The sequence below is a fragment of the Aminobacter sp. MSH1 genome (assembly GCF_003071665.1).
GTDB classification, from domain to species: domain Bacteria; phylum Pseudomonadota; class Alphaproteobacteria; order Rhizobiales; family Rhizobiaceae; genus Aminobacter; species Aminobacter niigataensis.
The window spans coordinates 3,114,144-3,134,318 of the sequence record NZ_CP026265.1; the positions used below are offsets into that span (position 1 = coordinate 3,114,144).

Here is a 20,175-nt window from a genome sequence, read left to right on the forward strand (position 1 = left end):
CTCCGGGAAGGCCCGGAGCCAAAAGGGAGCGAGCCATGGCCAAGAAACCGGAACCGGAATCCTTCATGGACATGTTTTCGAAGTTCGGCCGCGATCTGAAGATGCCCGCGGTCGATGTCGACGACATCGTCAGCCATCACCGCAAGAATCTCGAGGCGCTGGAAAAATCGGTGAAGGCGAGTGCCTCGGGGGCTTCGTCGCTGGTAGCCAAGCAGCGCGAAATGATCCAGAGCGCGTTGCAGGAGGTGACCGAGGCCGCGCAGGGATTGCGTATGCCGGGCAATCCGCAGGAGATGCTCAGCAAGCAAGCCGATTTCGCCAGGCGATCGTTCGAGGCAGCGCTCAAGAATGCCGGCGAGGTTGCCGATATCGTGCGCAAGTCGGGGTCGGAATCGGTCGAGGTCCTGCGCGAGCGCATCCGTGAATCGATGCAGGAAATCCGCGACAGCTACGACAAGAAGAAGTAGCTTTTCCAGGCTGACGCATCGGCAGCCCACCTCTGTTGTGGGTTTCGCAAGACGGGCCGCGCATTGCCAGGCCTCGGATGCTAAGGAAGGCAGATCACCATTGGAACGCAGTGCGTCCGTCTGGATGCACAATTGCGTCTTAACGCATTGAATCTGCGTATTGTGCCTGCCGGGAATCAGGTTTGATACCCGGGCTGGTGCGTCAGGATTCGACCGGGGAAAAGGATGAAGGTAGGCATCGAGATGGGGGCGGCGTCCGGCGGGACGAAGGCTCAACTTGATCTCGAAGAGCTGCTGGCGACCCGATTGCTGGTTCAAGGCAATTCGGGCTCGGGAAAGTCGCATCTCCTGCGCCGCCTGCTCGAGCAGAGCGCGCCTTGGGTGCAACAATGCGTCATCGATCCCGAAGGCGATTTCGTTACCCTTGCCGATCGCTTCGGCCATGTCGTGGTCGACGCCCAGCGCACCGAGGCTGAACTGACCCGCATCGCCGGCCGCATCCGCCAGCATCGCGTTTCCGTCGTGCTCAATCTGGAGGGCCTCGACGTCGAGCAGCAGATGCGCGGCGCGGCCGCGTTCCTGAACGGCATGTTTGATGCCGAGCGCGACTTCTGGTACCCCGTGCTCGTGGTCGTCGACGAGGCGCAACTGTTCGCGCCGGCGGTGGCCGGCGAGGTGTCGGACGAGGCGCGCAAGATCTCGCTCGGCGCGATGACCAACCTGATGTGCCGCGGCCGCAAGCGCGGGCTGGCCGGTGTCATCGCTACGCAGCGCCTGGCCAAGCTCGCCAAGAACGTCGCCGCCGAGGCGTCCAACTTCCTGATGGGCCGAACCTTCCTCGACATCGACATGGCGCGCGCCGCCGATCTCCTCGGCATGGAACGGCGTCAAGCGGAGATGTTCCGCGACCTGGCGCGCGGAAACTTCGTGGCCCTCGGACCGGCGATGTCGCGCCGGCCGCTTCCGGTTGCGATCGGTCCGGTCGAAACGTCGGCGCGTTCGGTCAGCCCCAAGCTGATGCCGCTGCCGGACGCCAGCGACGATACCCGCGAGCTCATTTTCGCACCCGCTCCGTTGGAGGCGCGTCACCCCGTGCGGCGTCCGGTGCCGCCAACGCCGACACCGACGGCCGACATCATCGCCCAGCTTTCCCAGGTGCGCGCCGAGGCATCGGCGCCGGTGGCCGAGCCGATATTCCCGCTGTTCGACGAAGCCGAGCGTGAGGCGCTGATCGACACCATCGTGCGCGAGATGGTCGAGGACCCGGACGCGGCGTTCCGAACAGACGCCGTGCTCTACCAGGATTTCCTGGTTCGTTGCCGCATCAAGCGCATGCAGGGTGAACCGCCTGCATTGTCGAACTTCCGTCGCCGCTATGCGGTGGCGCGCTCGGGCATCGACGACGAGACCGCATCGAGCGATACCTGGCAGCAGGCGCTCGGCATGTCCGCCGCACTGCCTGAGGACCTGCAGGCGGTGTTCCTGATCGTCGCGCAGGCGGCGGTGAAGGGCGCGCCTTGCCCCTCGGATGCGGCCATCGCGCACGCTTATGGCAGCCATTCGGCGCGTCGGGCGCGGCGCCTGCTTACCTATTTCGAGGAGCAGGGGCTGGTTGTCGTGCGCACCGACTTCCACGGCAAGCGCTCGGTGGCTTTCCCTGAGCTTGGCTGCGAAACGGCCCTGGGCGATCCCGAGAGGATAGACGACGTTGCCGAGCGCGAGGCGGCCGAGTAGCCTCGGTGCACCTGCCAGAGGTTGACAAAGGCGCCCCGTACATGGTCCCCACAGGCAAAATGTTGCCTAATGCTGGGGAGAGGAAGCGTGTCGAAACCAATCGAAACCTACGAGGAGCTGCGCGAGAAGATCGGGCAGGAACTCGGCGTTTCCGACTGGATGGTCGTTGATCAGAGCCGTATCGACGGCTTTGCTGAAGCCACCGGCGACCGCCAGTGGATCCATGTCGACCCCGAGCGCGCTCGGCGCCAAAGCCCGTTTCGCACGACGATAGCCCATGGGTTCCTGACGCTGTCCATGATCGGTGCGTTCATCCAGGACATGGGCGTCATTCCGGTAAACACCCAGGCTGCCTTCAACTACGGCCTAGACAGGGTCCGCTTCGTGACACCGGTGAAGGTCGGCTCGCGGGTGCGCATGCGCTCGGTGCTGATATCGATGGAAGACAAAGGCCCCGGGCAATATCTGCTCAAGGGCGAGAACACCATCGAGATCGAGGGCGAAGCCAAGCCGGCGCTTGTCGCCGAGACGCTGATCATGCTCTACGAGCGGCGCAAGAAGGCCACGGCCTGAGCCGCCACCTGCTATTGCGCCGCGCCGATTGAAATTGCGATCTGGCCGACACCATCGACGCCACCGGTGATGCGGTCGCCGGGCCCAACGGCGCCGACGCCTGCCGGCGTACCAGTGAAGATCAGGTCGCCTGCCTTCAGTTCCATCGACTGGCTGCAGATGGCAACGATCTCGGGAACCAACCAGATCATGTCGGCGAGGTCGCCCTGCTGCCTGGTCTCGCCATTGACGGCAAGCCAGATGCGCCCCTTCGCGGGGTGCCCAATCTCAGATGCACGGATAAGCGGTCCGCATGGCGCCGAGCGGTCGAAACCCTTGGCCCAGTCCCAGGGGCGGCCTAGCTTCTTGGCCGTGTCCTGCAGGTCGCGGCGGGTGAAGTCGATGCCTATGCCATAGCCCCAGACGTGACCCAACGCCTCAGCTGCATCGATGTCGGAGCCGCCGCGACCGACGGCGACCACCAGCTCGATCTCATGGTGCAGGTCGTTGGTGAGCGGCGGATAGGGGATCGTGACGCCGGAATCAACCACGGCGTCGGCGGGCTTGCCGAAGAAAAAGGGCGGCTCGCGATCCGGGTCGTTGCCCATTTCGCGCGCGTGCGCTGCGTAGTTGCGACCGACGCAGAAGATGCGCCGGACCGGAAAGCGCTCGGACGATCCGGAGATCGCAACCGAAGCTGGCGCGGACGGAGCGAATACGAAAGTGGCCACGGGCAGCCTCCTGTCAATGTGATGCAGGCTTTTGGCATGATCCAACCGTGCATTCCACTTCCAATCGCAATGCGCGACGTCGACCGTTGCTGGCTTGGCCAAGTCGCCGCAAGTCATGCCGCTACCAAACAATCTTCATTTTCTTCGCTGGCCTGCACGCAATGCGTGTCTGGACCCAAAAAGTCGCTTGCAGCCTTGATTTGCGGGGATAGGATTTGCTCACCTGACAGGGCGGGGTCTGCCTGGCCGGTCGCGGCAACAGTGGGAGGTTTCATGTCGGAGGTATCTTTGGTCGTCAATGGCCGAAAGGTCAGCGGCGCGGTGGAGGACCGCACGCTTCTTGTCCATTTCCTGCGCGAGCATCTGGGTCTGACCGGCACCCATGTGGGGTGCGACACGTCGCAATGCGGCGCCTGCGTCGTCCATGTCGACGGCAAGGCAATGAAATCCTGCACCATGCTTGCAGCGCAGGCCTCCGGGTCGACCGTCACAACCATCGAAGGGCTCGCCAACGGCGCTGACCTGCATCCTGTCCAGGCCGCTTTCAAGGAACATCATGGCCTGCAATGCGGCTTCTGCACGCCGGGCATGATCATGACCGCGACCGACATGATCCGCCGGCATCCCGAAGGGCTCGACGAAGCCACCGTGCGCGCGGAACTCGAAGGCAACATCTGCCGCTGCACCGGCTACCACAACATCGTCAAGGCGATCCTCGCCGCTTCGAAGACGATGTCGAAGGCATCGAAGAGCAAGGCGAAAAAGGCTGCGTGAGGAAGGGGGGCGAATAGGGAGTAGCGAATAGCGAATAGGGATGTCCCTCCGCTTAAGCGCACTGCTCAAATCGCCAACCACTACATTCGCTATTCGCTTTTTGAAATTCGGGAGGAATTCAGATGGGAATCGAAGGCATTGGCGCGCGTGTCGCGCGCAAGGAAGACAAGAGGTTCATCACCGGCGCGGGGCGCTATGTCGACGACATGGTCGTGCCCGGCATGAAGCACGCGGCGTTCGTGCGCAGCCCGCATGCCCACGCCGACATCAAGAAGATCGACGTCAAGGCGGCCGAAGCCATGCCGGGCGTCATCGGCGTGCTGACCGGCAAGCAGCTCAAGGCTGACGGCATCGGCAACCTGATCTGCGGCTGGATGATCCACTCAAAGGACGGCTCGCCAATGAAAATGGGCGCATGGTCGCCGCTGGCGGTCGATCGTGTGCGCTATGTCGGCGACGCGGTCGTCATCGTCATTGCCGAGACCAAGGGCCAGGCGCGCGATGCGGCGGAAGCCGTCGAGATAACCTACAAGGAGCGCAAGGCGGTGTCGGACGCCCTCGAGGCGCTGGGCAAGGGCGCACCGCAGCTCCATCCCGAGGCGGACGGCAACCTGATCTTCGACTGGGGCATCGGCGACGCCGCGGCAACTGATGCCGCGCTCAAGACGGCTGCGCATATCACGCGCGTCAGTATCGTCAACAATCGCCTGGTTCCCAATGCGATGGAGCCGCGTGCAGCCCTTGGCCACTACGACAAGGCCGAGGATCACTATACCTGCTGGACCACGTCGCAGAACCCGCATGTCGCTCGCCTTGTGATGAGCGCGTTCTACAATGTCGCGCCGGAGAACAAGCTGCGCGTCATCGCCCCTGATGTCGGCGGCGGTTTCGGTTCCAAGATCTATATTTATCCCGAGGAGATCGTCTGCCTGTGGGCGTCCAAGAAGACCGGCGTGCCGGTCAAGTGGGTGGCCGACCGTACCGAAAGCTTCCTCACCGACGCCCATGGCCGCGACCATCACACCACGGTCGAGATGGGCTTCGACAAGAACAACAAGATCGTCGGGCTCAAGGTCGACACGATCGCCAATCTCGGCGCCTACATGTCGCTGTTCTCCTCGGCGACGCCGACCTACCTCTACGCCACGCTTCTGTCGGGCCAGTACAACATCCCGGCGATCTACGGCAATGTGCGCACGGTCTACACCAACACCGCACCGGTGGATGCCTATCGCGGAGCAGGGCGGCCCGAAGCTACCTACGTGCTCGAACGCACGATGGAGATCGCCGCGCGTGAGTTGGGTGTCTCACCGGCTGAACTCCGGCGCTCGAACTTTGTCACCGCCTTCCCGCACCAGACGCCCGTCATCATGTGCTATGACGCGGGCGACTACGGCACGTCGCTCGATGCGGCGATGAAGCAGGCCGACTATGCCGGCTTTGCCAAGCGCAAGGCGGCGGCAGCCAAGAAGGGCAAGCTGCGCGGCATCGGCATGAGCTGCTACATCGAGGCTTGCGGCATCGCGCCTTCGGCTGCGGTGGGTTCGCTCGGCGCCGGTGTCGGCCTGTGGGAATCGGCCGAGGTGCGCGTCAACGCTGTCGGCACCATCGAGGTGCTGACCGGTTCGCACAGCCACGGCCAGGGCCACGAGACGACCTTCGCCCAGCTGGTCAACTCGCGCTTCGGCGTGCCGCTCGACAGCGTGTCTATCTTGCACGGCGACACCGACAAGGTGCAGATGGGCATGGGCACCTATGGCTCGCGCTCGGGTGCTGTCGGCATGTCGGCGATCGTCAAGGCGCTCGACAAGGTCGAGGCCAAGGCCAAGAAGATCGCCGCACACCTGCTCGAGGCCGACGAGGGCGACATCGTCATCGAAAACGGTCAGCTCAAGGTTGCCGGCACCGACAAGAACGTGCCGTGGTTCCAGATGGCGCTCGCTGCGTATACCGCGCACAACCTGCCGCAAGGCATGGAGCCGGGACTGAAGGAAACGGCGTTCTACGATCCGTCGAACTTCACCTTCCCCGCCGGCTGCTACATCTGCGAGGTCGAGATCGATCCGGAGACCGGAAAGACCGACATCGTGCAGTTCGTGGCAGCCGACGACTTCGGCAACATCATCAACCCGATGATCGTCGAGGGGCAGGTGCATGGCGGCATCGCGCAGGGCGTCGGCCAGGCGCTGCTCGAAGGGGCCATCTATGACGGCAGCGGGCAGCTTTTGACGGCAAGCTACATGGACTATACCATGCCGCGTGCCGACGACCTGCCGTCGTTCCAGATATCGACGTCGAACACGCCTTGTCCGGGCAATCCGCTTGGCATCAAGGGCTGTGGCGAGGCCGGCGCCATTGGTTCGCCGCCGGCGGTCATCAACGCCATCACCGACGCGCTCGGCCACGAAAACCTGACCATGCCGGCGACGCCCCAGAAAGTCTGGGCGGCGTTGCGCAGTGGTTCGAAGCACTGAGACAAGCGAATAGGGAATAGGGAGTAGCGAATAGGGAAGAGAAGAGCGACAGCGCCGGGAAAGAAACCTACTCGCTATTCGCTACTCCCTATTCGCTCTTTCCCCGAAGGGAGAAAGATAAATGTATTCCGTCAACTATCATCGCGCCACCTCGGTCGCGGACGCTGTCAAGAAGATCAAGACCGGTGACGCCAAGTACCTGTCGGGCGGCATGACGCTGATCCCGGCGATGAAGACCCGCCTCGCGGCCCCGTCCGACCTGGTCGACCTGAACCACATTGCCGACCTCAAGGGTATCAAGGTCTCGGGCAAGACCGTCACCGTAGGTGCTGCAACGACGCATTTCGACGTTGCCAACGACGAGAAGCTGATGAAGGTCTGCCCGGCGCTGTGCGCGCTTGCCAGCCACATCGGCGATCCGGCGGTGAGGCACCGCGGCACGATCGGCGGTTCTGTCGCCAACAACGATCCGGCGGCCGACTATCCCTCGGCTCTCCTGGCGCTTGGAGCGACCATCGTCACCAACAAGCGCCAGCTTGCTGCCGACAAGTTCTTCAAGGGCTTGTTCGAAACCGCGCTCAAGGATGACGAAATTGTTACCGCCGTGACCTTCACCGCACCTGCCAAGGCCGGCTACGCCAAGTTCCCGAACCCGGCGTCACGTTACGCCATGACCGGTGTGTTCGTGACCAAGGGCAAGGAGGGCGTGCGGGCTGCGGTGACCGGGGCCGGCGATGACGGCGTGTTCCGCTCCAAGGAGATCGAGGCGGCGCTGACCAAGAAGTTCGAGGCTTCCGCGCTCGAGGGCGTTTCGGTGCCGTCGAAGAACCTGATGGCCGACTTGCATGCTTCTCCGGAATACCGCGCCAACCTGGTGGTGGTGATGGCCAAGCGTGCGGTCATGGCGGCCAACGCTTGATCGAGCCGCGTGATGTTGGGGAAGGGGCCTTCGGGCCCCTTTTCCATAATGCTGCCTGAGAGGAGCCGGCATGACCGTTCGACGTATTGTCGCCAATCTGTACGCATCCGACCCCAATGCGGCTCGGGCATTTTATGGCGATCTGCTGGGCCTTGATGTTGTCATGGATCATGGCTGGATACTGACATTCGCAACGGACGGTGCGATGTCGCCACAGCTCAGCGTTGCCAGGGAGGGCGGTTCGGGGACGCCGGTGCCGGCCTTGTCAATCGAGGTCGACGATGTGGATGCCGTCTATCGGCGGGCCAAGGCGGCGGGCTGCGAGATCATCTATGAGCTCGTCGACGAGCCCTGGGGCGTGCGGCGCTTCTACATGCGTGACCCATTCGGCAATGTGATCAATATCCTTTCCCACTGAGCCTTCGGCGAAAGTCTGTGGGCGCTTGAGGCAGATAGAGGTTAGAAGTCTGCGCGCCGCGCTGCAGCCTCTTGGCATCCGCAGCGAAGGCGGCTTACATGCCGCGCGCAGGCTTGGAACATCAACAGAATTTGGAGCTTACACGAATGGCGCGTCCGATAACTTCGATTGCCGATCTTCGCGCAATCGCCAAGCGCCGCGTGCCCCGCATGTTCTACGATTATTGCGATTCCGGTGCCTGGACCGAAAGCACCTATCGCGAGAACGAGAGCGACTTCGTGCCGATCAAGTTGCGCCAGCGCGTCGCCGTCGACCTGCGCAACCGCACGCTCGAAACCACGATGATCGGCGAGAAAATCTCGATGCCGGTGGCGATCGCGCCGACCGGCCTGACCGGCATGCAGCATGCCGATGGCGAGATCCACGCCGCGCGTGCGGCCGAGAAAGCGGGCATCCCTTTCACGCTTTCGACCATGAGCATCTGCTCGATCGAGGACGTCGCCGAAAACACCTCCAAGCCGTTCTGGTTCCAGCTCTATGTCATGAGGGACCGCGATTTCGTCTCGCGGCTGATCCAGCGCGCCAAGGCGGCCAAGTGTTCGGCGCTGGTGCTCACGCTCGACCTGCAGATCCTCGGCCAGCGCCACAAGGACATCGTCAACGGCCTGTCGACGCCGCCGCGCATGACGATCCCCAACATCATCAACCTGGCGACCAAGCCGCGTTGGTGCCTGAACATGCTGCGCACCAATCGCCGCACGTTCCGCAACATCGCCGGCCACGCCAAGGGCGTCACCGACCTGCGCTCGCTGTCGTCGTGGACAGCCGAACAGTTCGACCCGGCGCTGAGCTGGGACGATGTGAAGTGGATCAAGGACCAGTGGGGCGGCAAGCTCATCCTCAAGGGCATCCTCGATCCCGAGGATGCCGAAAAGGCTGCGGCAAGCGGAGCGGACGCACTCATCGTCTCCAATCATGGCGGCCGCCAGCTCGACGGGGCGATATCATCGATCTCGGCGCTGCCGGCCATCGTCGACGCCGTCGGCGACCGCATCGAAGTGCTGATGGATGGCGGCATCCGCTCCGGCCAGGACGTCCTCAAGGCTGTGGCCCTGGGCGCCAAGGGCGTGTTCATCGGCCGCTCGTTCCTCTATGGCCTTGGCGCTGGCGGGGAGGCGGGCGTGACCACCTGCCTCGACATCATCCGCAAGGAGCTCGACATCACCATGGCCTTCTGCGGCCTGCGCGACATCCAGGACGTCGACAGCCGCATCATCGCGCGTCGCTGAGTCTGGAAGCACGACCGCGCGCGCGGCGAAGAGTCCAAAGGATCGAATCTCGGCGCGGCTTTCTTTTGAAGGAGGCGGCCAAGCTTGGGCTTTCCCAAACCTTCGGTGCAAGGCATCTTGCGCCGGCGCCTGGAGGCGCGGTTTGCACGGGCGTACGTTCAAGGCCGCACTCGATGCGCTGCAACTGAGCGACGAAGAGGAAGACCGCGTCGTCGCCGGGGCAGAGTCCGCATTTCGCCGCGTGCATGGGCCGGTAAGGGAGACATTCGGATGAAGGCTATCGTGAGGGCATGTCTGGCAGGATGACGTCGTTGTTTCGCCGCGTGGCCAACGGCGCGGCCTTCAATGCGCGACGGGCGGGCTTGATTGCGCTGGGCATCCTGATGCTTGCCCTCGGCATCATCGGCGCGTTCTTGCCGGTCATGCCGACGACGATCTTCCTGATCCTGGCGGCATGGTGTTTCGGCCGTTCGTCACCGCGGATCGAGGCATGGATGCTCGATCATCCGCGATTCGGTCCAGCTTTGCGGGCCTGGCGCGAGGAGGGTGCCATCCCGCGCAGGGCCAAGATCATGGCCTGGCTCGGCATGGCGCTTGGTTACGGACTGTTCTTGCTTGGAAGACCTGATGTGCTGGTCGCCACGGCAGTCGCGATTTTCGTCGCCTGCGGTGCCTTCTATGTGGCGACACGGCCGGATCCAAAGCCGAAGCCGGAATTCGCGACCCTTCGCAGGGACGATGACTGATGTCGGGAAGTTCGGCGACGAGAGAAAACCTGGCATGACCAGAGCGATTTGGCGTCGACAGTGGCAGGTACTTGCAGGCCAGCCGTAGAAACCGGCTCTTCCCACCGACGTCATGTCGTCCGGGACAGGGTCACTCCGATCTCATCGCGTTCGTTCTGGCCAACGTGAGCGGTAGCCTACGCCGGGCTCTTTCCGCCACGAGAGAGGCCGGTGCTGCTTTCATTTTACCCAGCACCATCCGAAAACGCAGCCACGCACGACGACTTTCTGGGAAACAGCGAATGGATTCGCATGGGGCAACGCAATGCGGATCAGCCGGGAACGATCCCTTGGTCGCAGCATATTTTGAAACTCTGCCGGTAGGGCATCAGCAATCTGGAGCACTTTTTCGACGGTGCCTTCGCTGCGATCGCTCCCAGCACTGACGTCGACTTTCAATCCTTCGGTGACGGGGAACAAATACTCATCCGGGAGGTAGGCCAAGATGTAGGACCGCCCGCCATTGATCTGAAGAAGTTCGTCGCCAGGGCGTACGAACTGACCGGGAACCGGCACGCGGGAACCAACCACTCCAGCAGTCAGGGCCTGGATTTTTCCGTCATCATATATTTCCTTCAGCCTGGTGACAGCGTTCTCAGCGACTTGTCGTGACGCCCGAACCATCCGAACCTGTGCGTGATTGTCCAGGCTTTTTGCTGTCAGTTCAGCCAGCCTTTGTGTCGCCTGGAAGCTTGTGCTCACGGCGTCATCGCGCGTCCGCATCGGGATCAGCCCCTGCCTGGCTATCTGGTCGAGTCTGGATACCGTCTCGCCGCTTTCGCGCGATGCCCGCTCCGCCAGTGGAAGGAGGGTGGATATCGTCGTCGACTGTCCTTGCAACTCGGTCTCTTTCACCACCATTTCGCTGGAGCGCACCGAGAGGTCGGCGATTTCCTTGACCATTTCGAAGGACTCGAGCTCGACGAGCAGGGCGCCTTTGTCGACAACGTCGCCTTCGCTGACGAGAACCTTGACGATGGTGGCGGGATAGCTCGCCGCCACAACGCGCTTCTCGTTGAGCACGATCCCGTCAGCGGACAGTATGACCAGTGAGCCGGCGAGGTAATACGCAACCAGCAGGAAAAAGCCCGCCAGCAACAGGAGGTAGATCGTCCTGCCCAGGCGCCCCGAGTGCGATCTTTGCTGCTTGTCGATATTATCCAGCAGCGTCCTTTTGCGGATGTGTTGCATCAATGCGTGCTCACCATGGTCTAAGCAGACGCACTTTCGCCGGCACATAGTTGTCGCGATGCGAGCCTGAAGCAAACCATTCGTCGACATAAGCGGTCAGCCGCACAAAGCGCATCACATACGACATGAACAGCGAATAGGCCGGCAGGAAAGGCAAGTTTCGTCCAAAGGCAGCCCGGCGGGTTATCTGGTTTGCCAGGGCGAGCATTCCGGCGTCGAGCAGTAGCAAAGCCAATTGGAGGGATATCAGGATCGGGATGGCTTCGGGCCCGAAATGGGTGGCAAGCCAGAGAAGGTAGATGGGGAATGCGACCGTGCTTGCGACGCTGAAAAGAGCAAAGTCCCATTGGTGAAACGCCTCGGCGGGGCGGAATTTGGTCCCAAAGGGATTGAGCAGCCGACGATGCTTTCTGAATCTGAGCCAGAAAGCGTCCCGTTCCCATCGCAAACGCTGTCGAATGTAGGCGTAAGCCGACTCCGGCACGTCGGTGTAGCACAGCGCATCCGGCACAAACGCAATCCGCCAGCCGGCCTGGCGCATGCGAATGGTGACATCGAGATCTTCGCCGCCGCCGACGTCGAGACCGCCAACCTGAGCCAACGCTTCACGGCGAAAGGCTCCGAATGCTCCCGAGCAACAGGTTACTTGGTCCATCGATCCGCTGAAACGTTTGCCCACGGAGATGGATTGCAAATATTCGATTTCTTGGATCTGCGTCATCAGCGTTGCGTCGGCATTTCGTGGGGCGATGTCACCACAGGCCGCTCCGACCCGAGGGTCGTCAAAAGCGCGCATCAGCGCTTCGATGGCAAAGCGATCGAACGAGCAGTCACAATCGACGTTAATGATGATGTCGCCTTTGGCGATCTCGCAGGCGAGGTTTACGCCGCTTGACTTGCCGCCCCTGACATCGGTCGAGAGGACACAGGTCGCGTCGCCGGAACCCACAATCTCACACGCCACTTTGCTCATCCGGTCGGTTGAGCCGTCACTGACAATCACGATCTCGAAGTCGGAAAAAGACTGTTCCCTAAGCGAGCGGACGCAAGCCCGAATAGAATCGGCCTCATTATGGCCAATTAGGACAACACTCACTTTGAAGGGCTTGCGATGGGGCTGCGTGATTGGGTCGGACTGGGCTGCTTGTCTTTTTTGGCTTAGCGCCACCGCAGCAAAGGGCAGGGCGTAGCGCGGCAGATCGAACACCAGCGTGTACCAGAAGATCACAACTACGCTCGACAGGGTCTGCGAATACAGGAACGAGAGGCCGAATTCGATATCGGTCACGCAATTGCCCCGTCCGAACCGCCCCACAAGATGCGCAGCCTCGGCTGCAGGTGGTCCGAAAGAACGGCTTCGCACATGTTGAGTATGACCTGTGCATCAGTGTCCCTGTCGGATTGCGTCAGATGGAAAAAAAGCACGAAATCGCGCTCGGTAGACGGATGTACAGTGGCCATCCCCGCCAGATGGCCTTGGAGGTTTTCGGCGAACAATCTGCGGAGGGCAGCAAAAGTCGCTTCCCCGCGCCGACGTACGATCTCGTCGCGGGCTTCATAGATCAACTCGGCAACGACGCAATCGTGCAGGACCGGCAGGTCATTCGTGAACGAGCGAAGCTCTTTCTGCAGCCCGTCCGGGCAGTCCCTTAGTTGTGGTGGCGAATGCAGTGCCTGCCGCGCGGCGTCGGTCAACTGGTAGGTGGCGTAATCGGTCAAGGCATAGGAGTGCAGATCGACTGTCGCTACCCTTTGACCATCGATTCCCGCTCCGCAGTCCTGGCACACAAACCCGATTGCCGGCTCAGAAGTCGTGTGGCGGCACTCGCCACATATTTGCACGCTTCCCGGCTTATCGTAGTCCTTCCCGTAGTTTCGCAGCTGCTTGCTACATTTCGGGCAGATAAGAGCGTTGTCGCGGTGAAAATCGACCTCCGGGCCAAGCTGGGCGCAACTGTAGTGATGGATCAGCTTTGCTTCATCGAGGTTGGCTGACCGGCAGGCCGGACATTCTTCCCTCACCACAAGCCGGTGCGAGCCGCATTTGTCACATTGATGATGCCGGTCGACGAAATGCCTCTCCAACCAGCCCCGGTTTGCAAGAGCTTCCGCGACCAGCACCGTCGAGTTGGTGTCAAGGAATCCTTTCATGGCGAAAAAATACTTGGACTCCGGGACGCGAACCGGCGTGAGGGTTTCGCCTGATAGAAACAGGTGCGCCAGCAGTCTTGAGGCCGGCGAGTCCGCCAGCATAAACTTGGGTGACAGTCGGGATTTTCTTTCGGCGAACTTGCTGATGACGCCTGCCGTCTTGATGATCGATTGAGGGTCCGCGACATCAAAATCGACGTCAGTGACATGGCTGGATCGGCCCGTCGCATTGACGACTGGCACAAAGCAGAGGCCCCTGGCGCTTCGGAAATCATCGAGTGCCAGAACGTGTCGCTCGTCCGTCAGTACGATGGCATCGGCATCCCCGCTGTCGACGACTTCGAAAATCTTGCGAAGATTACCGAATTGTCTGCTCGCCTGAGGGAGCAAGGCTACACGCGGAGCGGGTATGTCGAATTGCTCCCAGATGGACTTGCAATATTCGGCTGAAGTGTAGTTCGGCAGATGAAAATGATGCTCGGAAATTTCGAGCTTTTCGATTGAGGAGAAGTTTCGACTCAACACGAAGCGACTCCGCTGCAAATGGAAGGGCAAGACATATGTCGAAGTCGGCTAAATTCCGACAAGAATGACTAAAAATTAACCTTCATTCTATGCAGGTCAATCGCATATAAGAGCTACAATGCCGCTAGCTATTTCGATCTACGGTCGGCCATCTCCACACGCGAATGCAACCGGCGAATCCGCCCCGCCCATATAGCCAGGCGCCGCTTTCCGCGGGTCCGTCACCCGATCCCGTATCGAAGGCCAGCCGACGACGCATCATTCTCGCAGGCGACCCGCCTAGCCCAAGCGCACCACCAAAAAGACTGCCGGTTCAACACGCGATGTCCCGTCGCAATCGACGGAGAGCACGTCAGGCGGGCGATTTGGCCTTGTGGCCTTGATGTGCTAGGGAGCCGTCATATCTCCAGGCGTTCGCTGCTCCATATTTCGAAGAAGCCATGACGAAACTCTATGCCGACGGTGCGCAGATTGTCGCCGTTGCCCCCATGATGGATGGGGAAGATAGATAAGTAATATCAATATGTTACCAGTGTTCGTGTGCAAAAACCGCGCACGAAAGTTCTGCTTCTCTTCTTTTTTCGTTCCCACGAGGGGCCCGCCGATAGCCCTTTTCGGGCGCACTGCAGCCGAAGGCTGTCACCGCTCCAACGCGGATGTTCGCCGTGATATCCGTTCCTATTTATCTGCCGCGGCGTCCAGTTTGCCTAGGGAACCTGGATTCGAGCCAGGATCAACGGAGACAGAATTTCCGGTCAGATGCTCGAATGAATGGGCCGGCACTGTTGTGCTACGGCGCATCTCCCGGCGAAGTTTCGAAGGAACAATGAAACTAAGCAGCGGCGAAACCCAGGACATATCGATCTGAGCGGATCGTACTTGCATCGAGCAGATACCGTCCGCTGCCCCTTTGGCTCGATGGCTTCTGTTTTGGAAACTGCCGCCCTAGCTGGTTGCTTGGGGCGGTGCTTCATTTTGCCAGCCGGCTAGCTCTGGTAGGTCATCAAGCCAGCTTTTCTCTGTCATCGAGGCATCCTCGGTGCGCGGTGCAGCCTCGGTGGCGTTTTGAATGAGCCAGTCCACCCACTTCCGATAGGCAGCCGGGTTCAGTTGGGGCGGCAACACCTTGGCCTTGGCCAGCATGCGTTTGCGGAAACTGACTTGCCTGCGAAGTTTGGTCGTCGTGAACTTGATCGCCTTGCCTTGGTATTCAACCATCCAGCGCCCATCCCCATGGCTGGCGAGCCTATCAATGGCGAAACCGGCATCGACCGGCCTGTCCCGCCAAGGAAGCTCGATGGCATTCTTCCTCAGGTCGATAGCCCATCGCCGGTAGTTGGCCCCGGCACGCTGGGGCGGCAGCACACCAGCCTGTTCGAGTATCTTCCTTCGAAAGGTAGGCTGCTTCTTGATCTGGCCCGTCGTCAGTTCAATGCTATGCTCGCGGAATTCGACGTGCCACCGGATTCTCCCGTTACCGTAATACTTTACCAGCCTATCGATGACGAACTCGTCATCGCTAAGCGTCGCGCATCCCTGCTTGATGCTTTCGAGAATGTACTGACTATCGGTGGGCATGACGCGGCCTCGTGCAGGACCTATCGGAAGCTTAGAGATTCAAAAAATCAAGGACCAATATCCCCACCGTATCATGATTTGTGTCGTGGAATTGTTGGCTGACTGCCTGCAGGTCGACGGCCAATGGTGCCTATCGTGTGCTGGCCGACAAAAGTGGCGAATTGCCCGAACCCTCTTCGACAGCTGTCAGCACTGCGCCGCCCTACGGATCTGGATGGGCGTTCCGGCGAGCCTTTGCAAATCCTCGATCGGTCTCGATAAAGCGCTGGAGCATCGGTACGATCAGCCGGACTGGATCGGTTGCCGGCTGGCCGCTTTCCCGGCTGAGGATGTCAGCATAAGTTTGGAGATTGCGATGCAGCGACGCTGGAAGCTCCACCGTCACCTTGACGGGTTTGTCGTCGGCGATGGGCCCCAACTTCAGCTTGGTCATTGCATTGCTCCATAAGGCTCGAGCACGAGGTCGCGCGTGACGATGACCCGTACCGGGAAGCCCGGCCGGATAGTCAGCGTTGGTGCTACGGTAAGCTGTCTGCGGATGATCTGCTGGCCGGCATCGTTGATCGTGTCCTGCGCTCCATCGCGGATTGCGCGCAATAGCCGGTTCTCGTCGTCGATCGCCAACTCCGCACCGGCCGCAAGCAATGTGGAAAGACCGGCGGCTTTGGCCAGATCCCACCAGTGATAGTCGACCCCATCCTCAAGGCCGGCATAACCTTGCGTATCGGCGCCCGGCTGACGTTCGAGAATTATGGAATGGCCAGTCGGAAAAATGAGCCGGTTCCAGACAAGAAGGAGACGGCGCTGGCCGAATTGGACGTTGTTGTCGTACTGCCCGATGATCCGTGTGCCCTGCGGCACGAGCAGGGCGCGTCCGGTGGGGCTGTCGTAAATGTTCTCCGTTACCTGCGCGGTGATCTGTCCGGGCAGATCGGACCTGATGCCTGTGATGAGCGCGGCCGGGATGACGGCGCCAGCCTGGAGCACGAAGGGCGATGCCGGCGGCATGACGCGGTCGCGCGCCACTATGCGCCTGTCGGCGGCGGCGTTGAGGAAAGACAGTTGCCTATCCTGTGCGGTTTGCTGGCCAGGGTGACCGCTCAGATCAAGACCCGCAGAGCCCGACGCCGGTTCTCCTCCCGTCCCGACTGTTGTGGTTGATCCTCCCCGTGACTGGAAAAAGACGGTGCTGGTCCGTGCGGCATCTTCTTCAGCGCGCCGGCGTTGTTCCGCCTCGTCGACAGCCGGGGCCGTGATCGCGGGCGGCACGACCGGTTGCACCCTGTTTTGTGCATTGAGGATAGGCCGGCCGAGATCGCCGGGCAGCGCCGGCCCGAGGATCGGGCCTGTATAGTCGCGCGGCAGGCCGGCGAGACCGTCTGCGGGTTGCCGATTGGCGATCGAGTAAAGCTCTTGGTCGTTGGCACCGGGCACGCGCGTCTGAAGCGCATAAATCAGTGCCCCGCCGATGCCGAGCGAGGCGACGATGCCGACGCCGACGATGACCTTGGGCGACAGACGGGTGATACGCGGCGGTTCGGCGCGAAGGCGCATCGGAGCCGCACTATCCTTTTCGCTCATGATGATCGCCTTCCATCCGTGCGCACAATCCTGACGGTCTGCTGTCGATCGCCGCTGCCAAGACGCAGCTCGGCTGCGCCGAACAGGCGATCGACAATCAGGATGTGTTGATTAATGCGGCTGTTGGCGATCTGGGCTTCGCCGTCCGGGCCGATGACCAGGAGTGGCGGCATCTCGCCCTGCACGATGCCGCGTGGAAACTCGACAAAGACGCGCCTGCCGTCATCATAGACAGCGACCGGCTTCCATGGCGGACTGTCGCCTGTGAGACCGTAGCGATAGTTACGCACCGCGACAGCCGGAATGAGGGGTGTTGTCGGGATGGCCTGGCGCTGTCCGGCTGGCTGCTTTGGATAGGCCCAGGCCACTGCCGGCATATATGGCTTTTCGCCGGAACGCAGCTCGATCATGTAGGTGCGCCGGTCGGTGGTGATGACGAGGTTGGTCGAGATGTCAGCGCGCGTAGGTTTTACTAACACATGGATACGCCGGGTGATCCCGCTACCACTCTCGGTGTCTCCGATGATCCAGCGAGCGGTGTCGCCGGCGGCGATCGGGCCTGCGCCGGTCAGGTTCTCGCCTAGCTCGAGCGCGATATTGGTGATCTGCCCTGGAGCGGCATAGACCTGATAGAGAGCACCTTCGCTCCAGGGATAGATCTGGATGGCATTGTAATAGCCTTCGCGGCGCGGCTGGACGCGCGCGGCGGCATTGGCATTCTCGACACGCGCCGTCGGTGTCGACGCGGCGGTACCTCCACGTGCCGGGGGCCAGGCAGGCGGGACATGGAGAGGCTTCGGTCTGTTATCTGCCGCAGCCATGGGGATCGCCGGGAGAGGTGGCACGTCGGAGTCGTAGCTGATCACAGGCGGTTTGTTGGTGGCGCAGCCCGCGAGCGTGGCGGAAAGCAAAAGGACTGGACCTACGGATCTCCGGAAGATCAGGTTGCCGCCTCTGCGGATCGTCGGCCGGTTCATTGGCTCATCTCCTGCGACCAGTTGATGGCGTTGACGTAGATGCCGAGCGGATTGGCGCGGAGCTTTTCGGTATCGCGTGGCGGCTGGATTACATTGGTCAGGATCGCAGTCCAGCGCTGGGTCGTGGAGAGCTTCCCGCTCTCGTAGTGGCGCTCGGTCCAGGCGACGCGGAACGAGTCCGGCGAGGCGCGGATGACCGAGGAGACCTCGACGGCGATCTGTTGCTTGCCGACCTTGGTGAATGGGTCATTGGTGCGAGCGAAGTCGTTGAGCGCTGCAGCACCACGATCCGTGGTCCATTCATAGGCGCGCAGCCAGTTCTGCCGGACGATGATCGGGTCAGCCGGGATCGAGCGGACCTGTTCGATGAAGCGGGCGAGATGCCATGCGATCTGCGGATCGGTCGGACGATAGTCGGCGCTTGCTGGTACGACAGCCTGCGCCTGACCAAGATTGTCGACTTGCACGATCCAGGGCACGACCGTCCCGCGAGCCGACTGCCAGACGAGTGCTGCAGCGAACACGCCTGAAAGGATCAGCGATCCAAATGCCATGTAGCGCCAGTTCTTGGCCTGGACGCGGGCTGAGCCGATACGTTCGTCCCAGACCTGCGCGGCCTTTTGATAGGGAGTCTCGGGTTGAGGTGTCTTGCCGTAATGCGCGGCGGGTCGCGAGAAGAGATTCATGAACGATCACTTGTTTGAAGGTTGACGGAAGAGGCGGATGCATGGCTGTCCCCGGAGCGGACGGCGTGCGCGGTTGTCTGGACGGCATGGCCCATGTGGCCGGACCGGCTCATACGCTGCGCCCAGCCGGGCGGTGGGCTGGGCGCATGGATGGCGGAACCGGCCGCAGTTTCAGCCGCGCCTCCGACCGAGGTCGAGGAGCCGCCAGTCGCGCTGAAGCCAGCCTTGACGCCGTCGGAGAAGCTTGACTTAACACCGGCGGCAGCCATGCGGAGCGGCGATGTCACCGCGCTGCCGGCGGCATGTGCGACGCCCCCGAGTCCGGATGCGCTGCCGGCCGCGCCGGACTGACCGAGGGAGGCCAGCGAATAGGCAGAAGACGCCGCTCCGGCAGCGGTTGCACCGCCACGGACGGCTGCAGCGCCAGTCGAGAAAGCGGCAGCGCCGCCCTTCGCCGCAAGACCAGCAGCACCAGCAGCGGCCAGCGTCATGCCACCTGCGGCAAGACCCGTGCCCACCGCCGCTCCGGCGCCAAGCTGGGGCCCACCGCTGACAAGCCCCGACGCAATGCCGGGACCGAAGATGCCGAGACCCAGCAGCGACAGGGCAGCAAGCACGACAGCCATGGCTTCGTCGATGCTCGGGGTCTGGCCGCCGAAGCCTTGGGTGAACTGGCTGAACAATGTTGAGCCGATGCCGATGATCACGGCGAGCACCAGCACTTTGATGCCGGAGGAGACAACGTTTCCGAGCACACGTTCCGCCATGAAGGCGGTCTTGCCGAACAGGCCGAAGGGGATCAGCACGAAGCCGGCCAGTGTGGTCAGCTTGAACTCGATCAGCGTGACGAACAGCTGGATTGCGAGAATGAAGAAGGCAAGGATGACCAGCGCCCATGCGAAGAGCAGGCAGGCGATCTGGATGAAGTTCTCAAAGAAGGCGACCCATCCCATCAGGTCGGAAATGGACTCGAGCAGCGGCCGGGCGGCATCCAGACCGGTTTGTGCCACCTTGCCGGGGCGCATCAGATCGGCCGTCGAAAATCCCGTGCCGGAGCCCTTGAGGCCGAGGCCTGCGAAACTGTCGAAGACGATGTTTGCGAGATTGTTCCAATTGGAGATGAGATAGGCGAAGACGCCGACAAACAGCGTCTTTTTGACCAGCCGCGCGATGATGTCGTCGTCAGCGCCCCAGCTCCAGAACAAAGCCGCCAGCGTCACGTCAATGACGATCAGCGTTGTGGCGATGAAGGCGACTTCCCCGCCGAGCAGGCCAAATCCGCTGTCGATGTAACGGGCGAAGACTTCGAGGAAGTTGTCGATTACGCCGGCACCGCCCATGGC

The 20,175-nt window shown here is 61.7% G+C and carries 19 protein-coding genes and 1 pseudogene; 10 read left to right on the plus strand and 10 right to left on the minus strand.

The window, feature by feature from the left end; genetic code table 11:
• Window positions 1–35 precede the first annotated feature (35 nt).
• From phaP to CO731_RS15400, 3 genes are all read left to right on the plus strand, one after another.
• Complete coding sequence (gene phaP, locus CO731_RS15390; protein WP_108607869.1) at window positions 36–467, plus strand: TIGR01841 family phasin; 432 nt, start codon at window positions 36–38, stop codon at window positions 465–467.
• Between the two features lie 225 nt (window positions 468–692).
• Window positions 693–2,201: an ATP-binding protein gene (locus CO731_RS15395; RefSeq protein WP_108607870.1), complete on the plus strand. Its 1,509-nt coding sequence runs from the start codon at window positions 693–695 to the stop codon at window positions 2,199–2,201.
• Window positions 2,202–2,270: 69 nt separating this feature from the next.
• A complete protein-coding gene (locus CO731_RS15400) occupies window positions 2,271–2,774 on the plus strand; it encodes a MaoC family dehydratase (RefSeq protein ID WP_108607871.1) in 504 nt (167 codons plus the stop codon).
• Window positions 2,775–2,785: 11 nt separating this feature from the next.
• On the opposite strand, the gene CO731_RS15405 is transcribed toward CO731_RS15400, so the two are convergent.
• Complete coding sequence (locus CO731_RS15405) at window positions 2,786–3,484, minus strand: fumarylacetoacetate hydrolase family protein (protein ID WP_245439366.1); 699 nt, start codon at window positions 3,482–3,484, stop codon at window positions 2,786–2,788.
• Between the two features lie 273 nt (window positions 3,485–3,757).
• Between CO731_RS15405 and CO731_RS15410 the strand changes: the two genes are divergently transcribed.
• The 7 genes and pseudogenes from CO731_RS15410 to CO731_RS15440 all read left to right on the plus strand — a co-directional run bounded on the left by CO731_RS15410 (window position 3,758) and on the right by CO731_RS15440 (window position 10,104).
• A complete protein-coding gene (locus CO731_RS15410) occupies window positions 3,758–4,258 on the plus strand; it encodes a (2Fe-2S)-binding protein (protein ID WP_108607873.1) in 501 nt (166 codons plus the stop codon).
• A gap of 122 nt (window positions 4,259–4,380) precedes the next feature.
• On the plus strand, window positions 4,381–6,732 hold the full coding sequence (locus tag CO731_RS15415; protein ID WP_108607874.1) for a xanthine dehydrogenase family protein molybdopterin-binding subunit: 2,352 nt from the start codon (window positions 4,381–4,383) through the stop codon (window positions 6,730–6,732).
• 121 nt (window positions 6,733–6,853) lie between these two features.
• Window positions 6,854–7,651 (plus strand): xanthine dehydrogenase family protein subunit M, encoded by a 798-nt coding sequence (locus CO731_RS15420; RefSeq protein WP_108607875.1) that lies wholly within the window; start codon window positions 6,854–6,856, stop codon window positions 7,649–7,651.
• A 70-nt stretch (window positions 7,652–7,721) separates the two neighbouring features.
• Window positions 7,722–8,069: a VOC family protein gene (locus CO731_RS15425; RefSeq protein ID WP_108607876.1), complete on the plus strand. Its 348-nt coding sequence runs from the start codon at window positions 7,722–7,724 to the stop codon at window positions 8,067–8,069.
• A gap of 146 nt (window positions 8,070–8,215) precedes the next feature.
• A complete protein-coding gene (locus tag CO731_RS15430; RefSeq protein ID WP_183260713.1) occupies window positions 8,216–9,358 on the plus strand; it encodes an alpha-hydroxy acid oxidase in 1,143 nt (380 codons plus the stop codon).
• Between the two features lie 59 nt (window positions 9,359–9,417).
• Window positions 9,418–9,632: pseudogene (locus tag CO731_RS29335) on the plus strand (biliverdin-producing heme oxygenase); the annotation flags it as partial.
• Window positions 9,633–9,648: 16 nt separating this feature from the next.
• The gene (locus CO731_RS15440) at window positions 9,649–10,104 is read left to right on the plus strand and encodes a YbaN family protein (protein ID WP_199914477.1); all 456 of its coding nucleotides are present in this window, start codon (window positions 9,649–9,651) and stop codon (window positions 10,102–10,104) included.
• Between the two features lie 219 nt (window positions 10,105–10,323).
• Here CO731_RS15440 and CO731_RS15445 read toward each other — a convergent pair whose 3' ends face one another.
• The 9 genes from CO731_RS15445 to trbL all read right to left on the minus strand — a co-directional run bounded on the left by CO731_RS15445 (window position 10,324) and on the right by trbL (window position 20,172).
• On the minus strand, window positions 10,324–11,334 hold the full coding sequence (locus CO731_RS15445) for an HlyD family efflux transporter periplasmic adaptor subunit (protein ID WP_108607878.1): 1,011 nt from the start codon (window positions 11,332–11,334) through the stop codon (window positions 10,324–10,326).
• A 10-nt stretch (window positions 11,335–11,344) separates the two neighbouring features.
• Window positions 11,345–12,622, minus strand: coding sequence for a glycosyltransferase family 2 protein (locus CO731_RS15450; protein WP_108607879.1), 1,278 nt, complete (start codon window positions 12,620–12,622; stop codon window positions 11,345–11,347).
• Complete coding sequence (locus tag CO731_RS15455) at window positions 12,619–14,010, minus strand: hypothetical protein (protein ID WP_159091646.1); 1,392 nt, start codon at window positions 14,008–14,010, stop codon at window positions 12,619–12,621. The genes CO731_RS15450 and CO731_RS15455 overlap by 4 nt, the downstream gene beginning before the upstream one ends.
• 945 nt (window positions 14,011–14,955) lie before the next feature.
• The gene (locus tag CO731_RS15465) at window positions 14,956–15,588 is read right to left on the minus strand and encodes a hypothetical protein (RefSeq protein WP_055968931.1); all 633 of its coding nucleotides are present in this window, start codon (window positions 15,586–15,588) and stop codon (window positions 14,956–14,958) included.
• Window positions 15,589–15,790: 202 nt separating this feature from the next.
• Window positions 15,791–16,021, minus strand: coding sequence for a DUF2274 domain-containing protein (locus tag CO731_RS15470; RefSeq protein WP_055968928.1), 231 nt, complete (start codon window positions 16,019–16,021; stop codon window positions 15,791–15,793).
• Complete coding sequence (locus CO731_RS15475; protein WP_055968924.1) at window positions 16,018–17,169, minus strand: TrbI/VirB10 family protein; 1,152 nt, start codon at window positions 17,167–17,169, stop codon at window positions 16,018–16,020. Before CO731_RS15475 ends, CO731_RS15470 begins: the two co-directional genes overlap by 4 nt.
• Window positions 17,166–18,146: a P-type conjugative transfer protein TrbG gene (gene trbG / locus CO731_RS15480; RefSeq protein WP_055968921.1), complete on the minus strand. Its 981-nt coding sequence runs from the start codon at window positions 18,144–18,146 to the stop codon at window positions 17,166–17,168. The genes CO731_RS15475 and trbG overlap by 4 nt, the downstream gene beginning before the upstream one ends.
• Window positions 18,143–18,832, minus strand: a complete 690-nt coding sequence (trbF, locus tag CO731_RS15485; protein ID WP_055968918.1) for a conjugal transfer protein TrbF — start codon at window positions 18,830–18,832, stop codon at window positions 18,143–18,145. The genes trbG and trbF overlap by 4 nt, the downstream gene beginning before the upstream one ends.
• Window positions 18,829–20,172 carry a P-type conjugative transfer protein TrbL gene (gene trbL, locus CO731_RS15490; protein WP_055968915.1) on the minus strand — a complete coding sequence of 448 codons (1,344 nt, stop codon included), beginning with the start codon at window positions 20,170–20,172 and terminating at the stop codon, window positions 18,829–18,831. The genes trbF and trbL overlap by 4 nt, the downstream gene beginning before the upstream one ends.
• Window positions 20,173–20,175 lie beyond the last annotated feature (3 nt).

What these genes read in the sequence shown, in the direction of transcription:
- phaP (WP_108607869.1), top strand. Translation starts at nt 36, where the DNA reads ATGGCCAAGAAACCGGAACCGGAATCCTTCATGGACATGTTTTCGAAG.
- CO731_RS15395 (WP_108607870.1), top strand. Translation starts at nt 693, where the DNA reads ATGAAGGTAGGCATCGAGATGGGGGCGGCGTCCGGCGGGACGAAGGCT.
- CO731_RS15400 (WP_108607871.1), top strand. Translation starts at nt 2,271, where the DNA reads ATGCTGGGGAGAGGAAGCGTGTCGAAACCAATCGAAACCTACGAGGAG.
- CO731_RS15410 (WP_108607873.1), top strand. Translation starts at nt 3,758, where the DNA reads ATGTCGGAGGTATCTTTGGTCGTCAATGGCCGAAAGGTCAGCGGCGCG.
- CO731_RS15415 (WP_108607874.1), top strand. Translation starts at nt 4,381, where the DNA reads ATGGGAATCGAAGGCATTGGCGCGCGTGTCGCGCGCAAGGAAGACAAG.
- CO731_RS15420 (WP_108607875.1), top strand. Translation starts at nt 6,854, where the DNA reads ATGTATTCCGTCAACTATCATCGCGCCACCTCGGTCGCGGACGCTGTC.
- CO731_RS15425 (WP_108607876.1), top strand. Translation starts at nt 7,722, where the DNA reads ATGACCGTTCGACGTATTGTCGCCAATCTGTACGCATCCGACCCCAAT.
- CO731_RS15430 (WP_183260713.1), top strand. Translation starts at nt 8,216, where the DNA reads ATGGCGCGTCCGATAACTTCGATTGCCGATCTTCGCGCAATCGCCAAG.
- CO731_RS15440 (WP_199914477.1), top strand. Translation starts at nt 9,649, where the DNA reads ATGTCTGGCAGGATGACGTCGTTGTTTCGCCGCGTGGCCAACGGCGCG.
- CO731_RS15445 (WP_108607878.1), bottom strand. Translation starts at nt 11,334, where the DNA reads ATGCAACACATCCGCAAAAGGACGCTGCTGGATAATATCGACAAGCAG.
- CO731_RS15465 (WP_055968931.1), bottom strand. Translation starts at nt 15,588, where the DNA reads ATGCCCACCGATAGTCAGTACATTCTCGAAAGCATCAAGCAGGGATGC.
- CO731_RS15470 (WP_055968928.1), bottom strand. Translation starts at nt 16,021, where the DNA reads ATGACCAAGCTGAAGTTGGGGCCCATCGCCGACGACAAACCCGTCAAG.
- CO731_RS15475 (WP_055968924.1), bottom strand. Translation starts at nt 17,169, where the DNA reads ATGAGCGAAAAGGATAGTGCGGCTCCGATGCGCCTTCGCGCCGAACCG.
- trbG (WP_055968921.1), bottom strand. Translation starts at nt 18,146, where the DNA reads ATGAACCGGCCGACGATCCGCAGAGGCGGCAACCTGATCTTCCGGAGA.
- trbF (WP_055968918.1), bottom strand. Translation starts at nt 18,832, where the DNA reads ATGAATCTCTTCTCGCGACCCGCCGCGCATTACGGCAAGACACCTCAA.
- trbL (WP_055968915.1), bottom strand. Translation starts at nt 20,172, where the DNA reads ATGGGCGGTGCCGGCGTAATCGACAACTTCCTCGAAGTCTTCGCCCGT.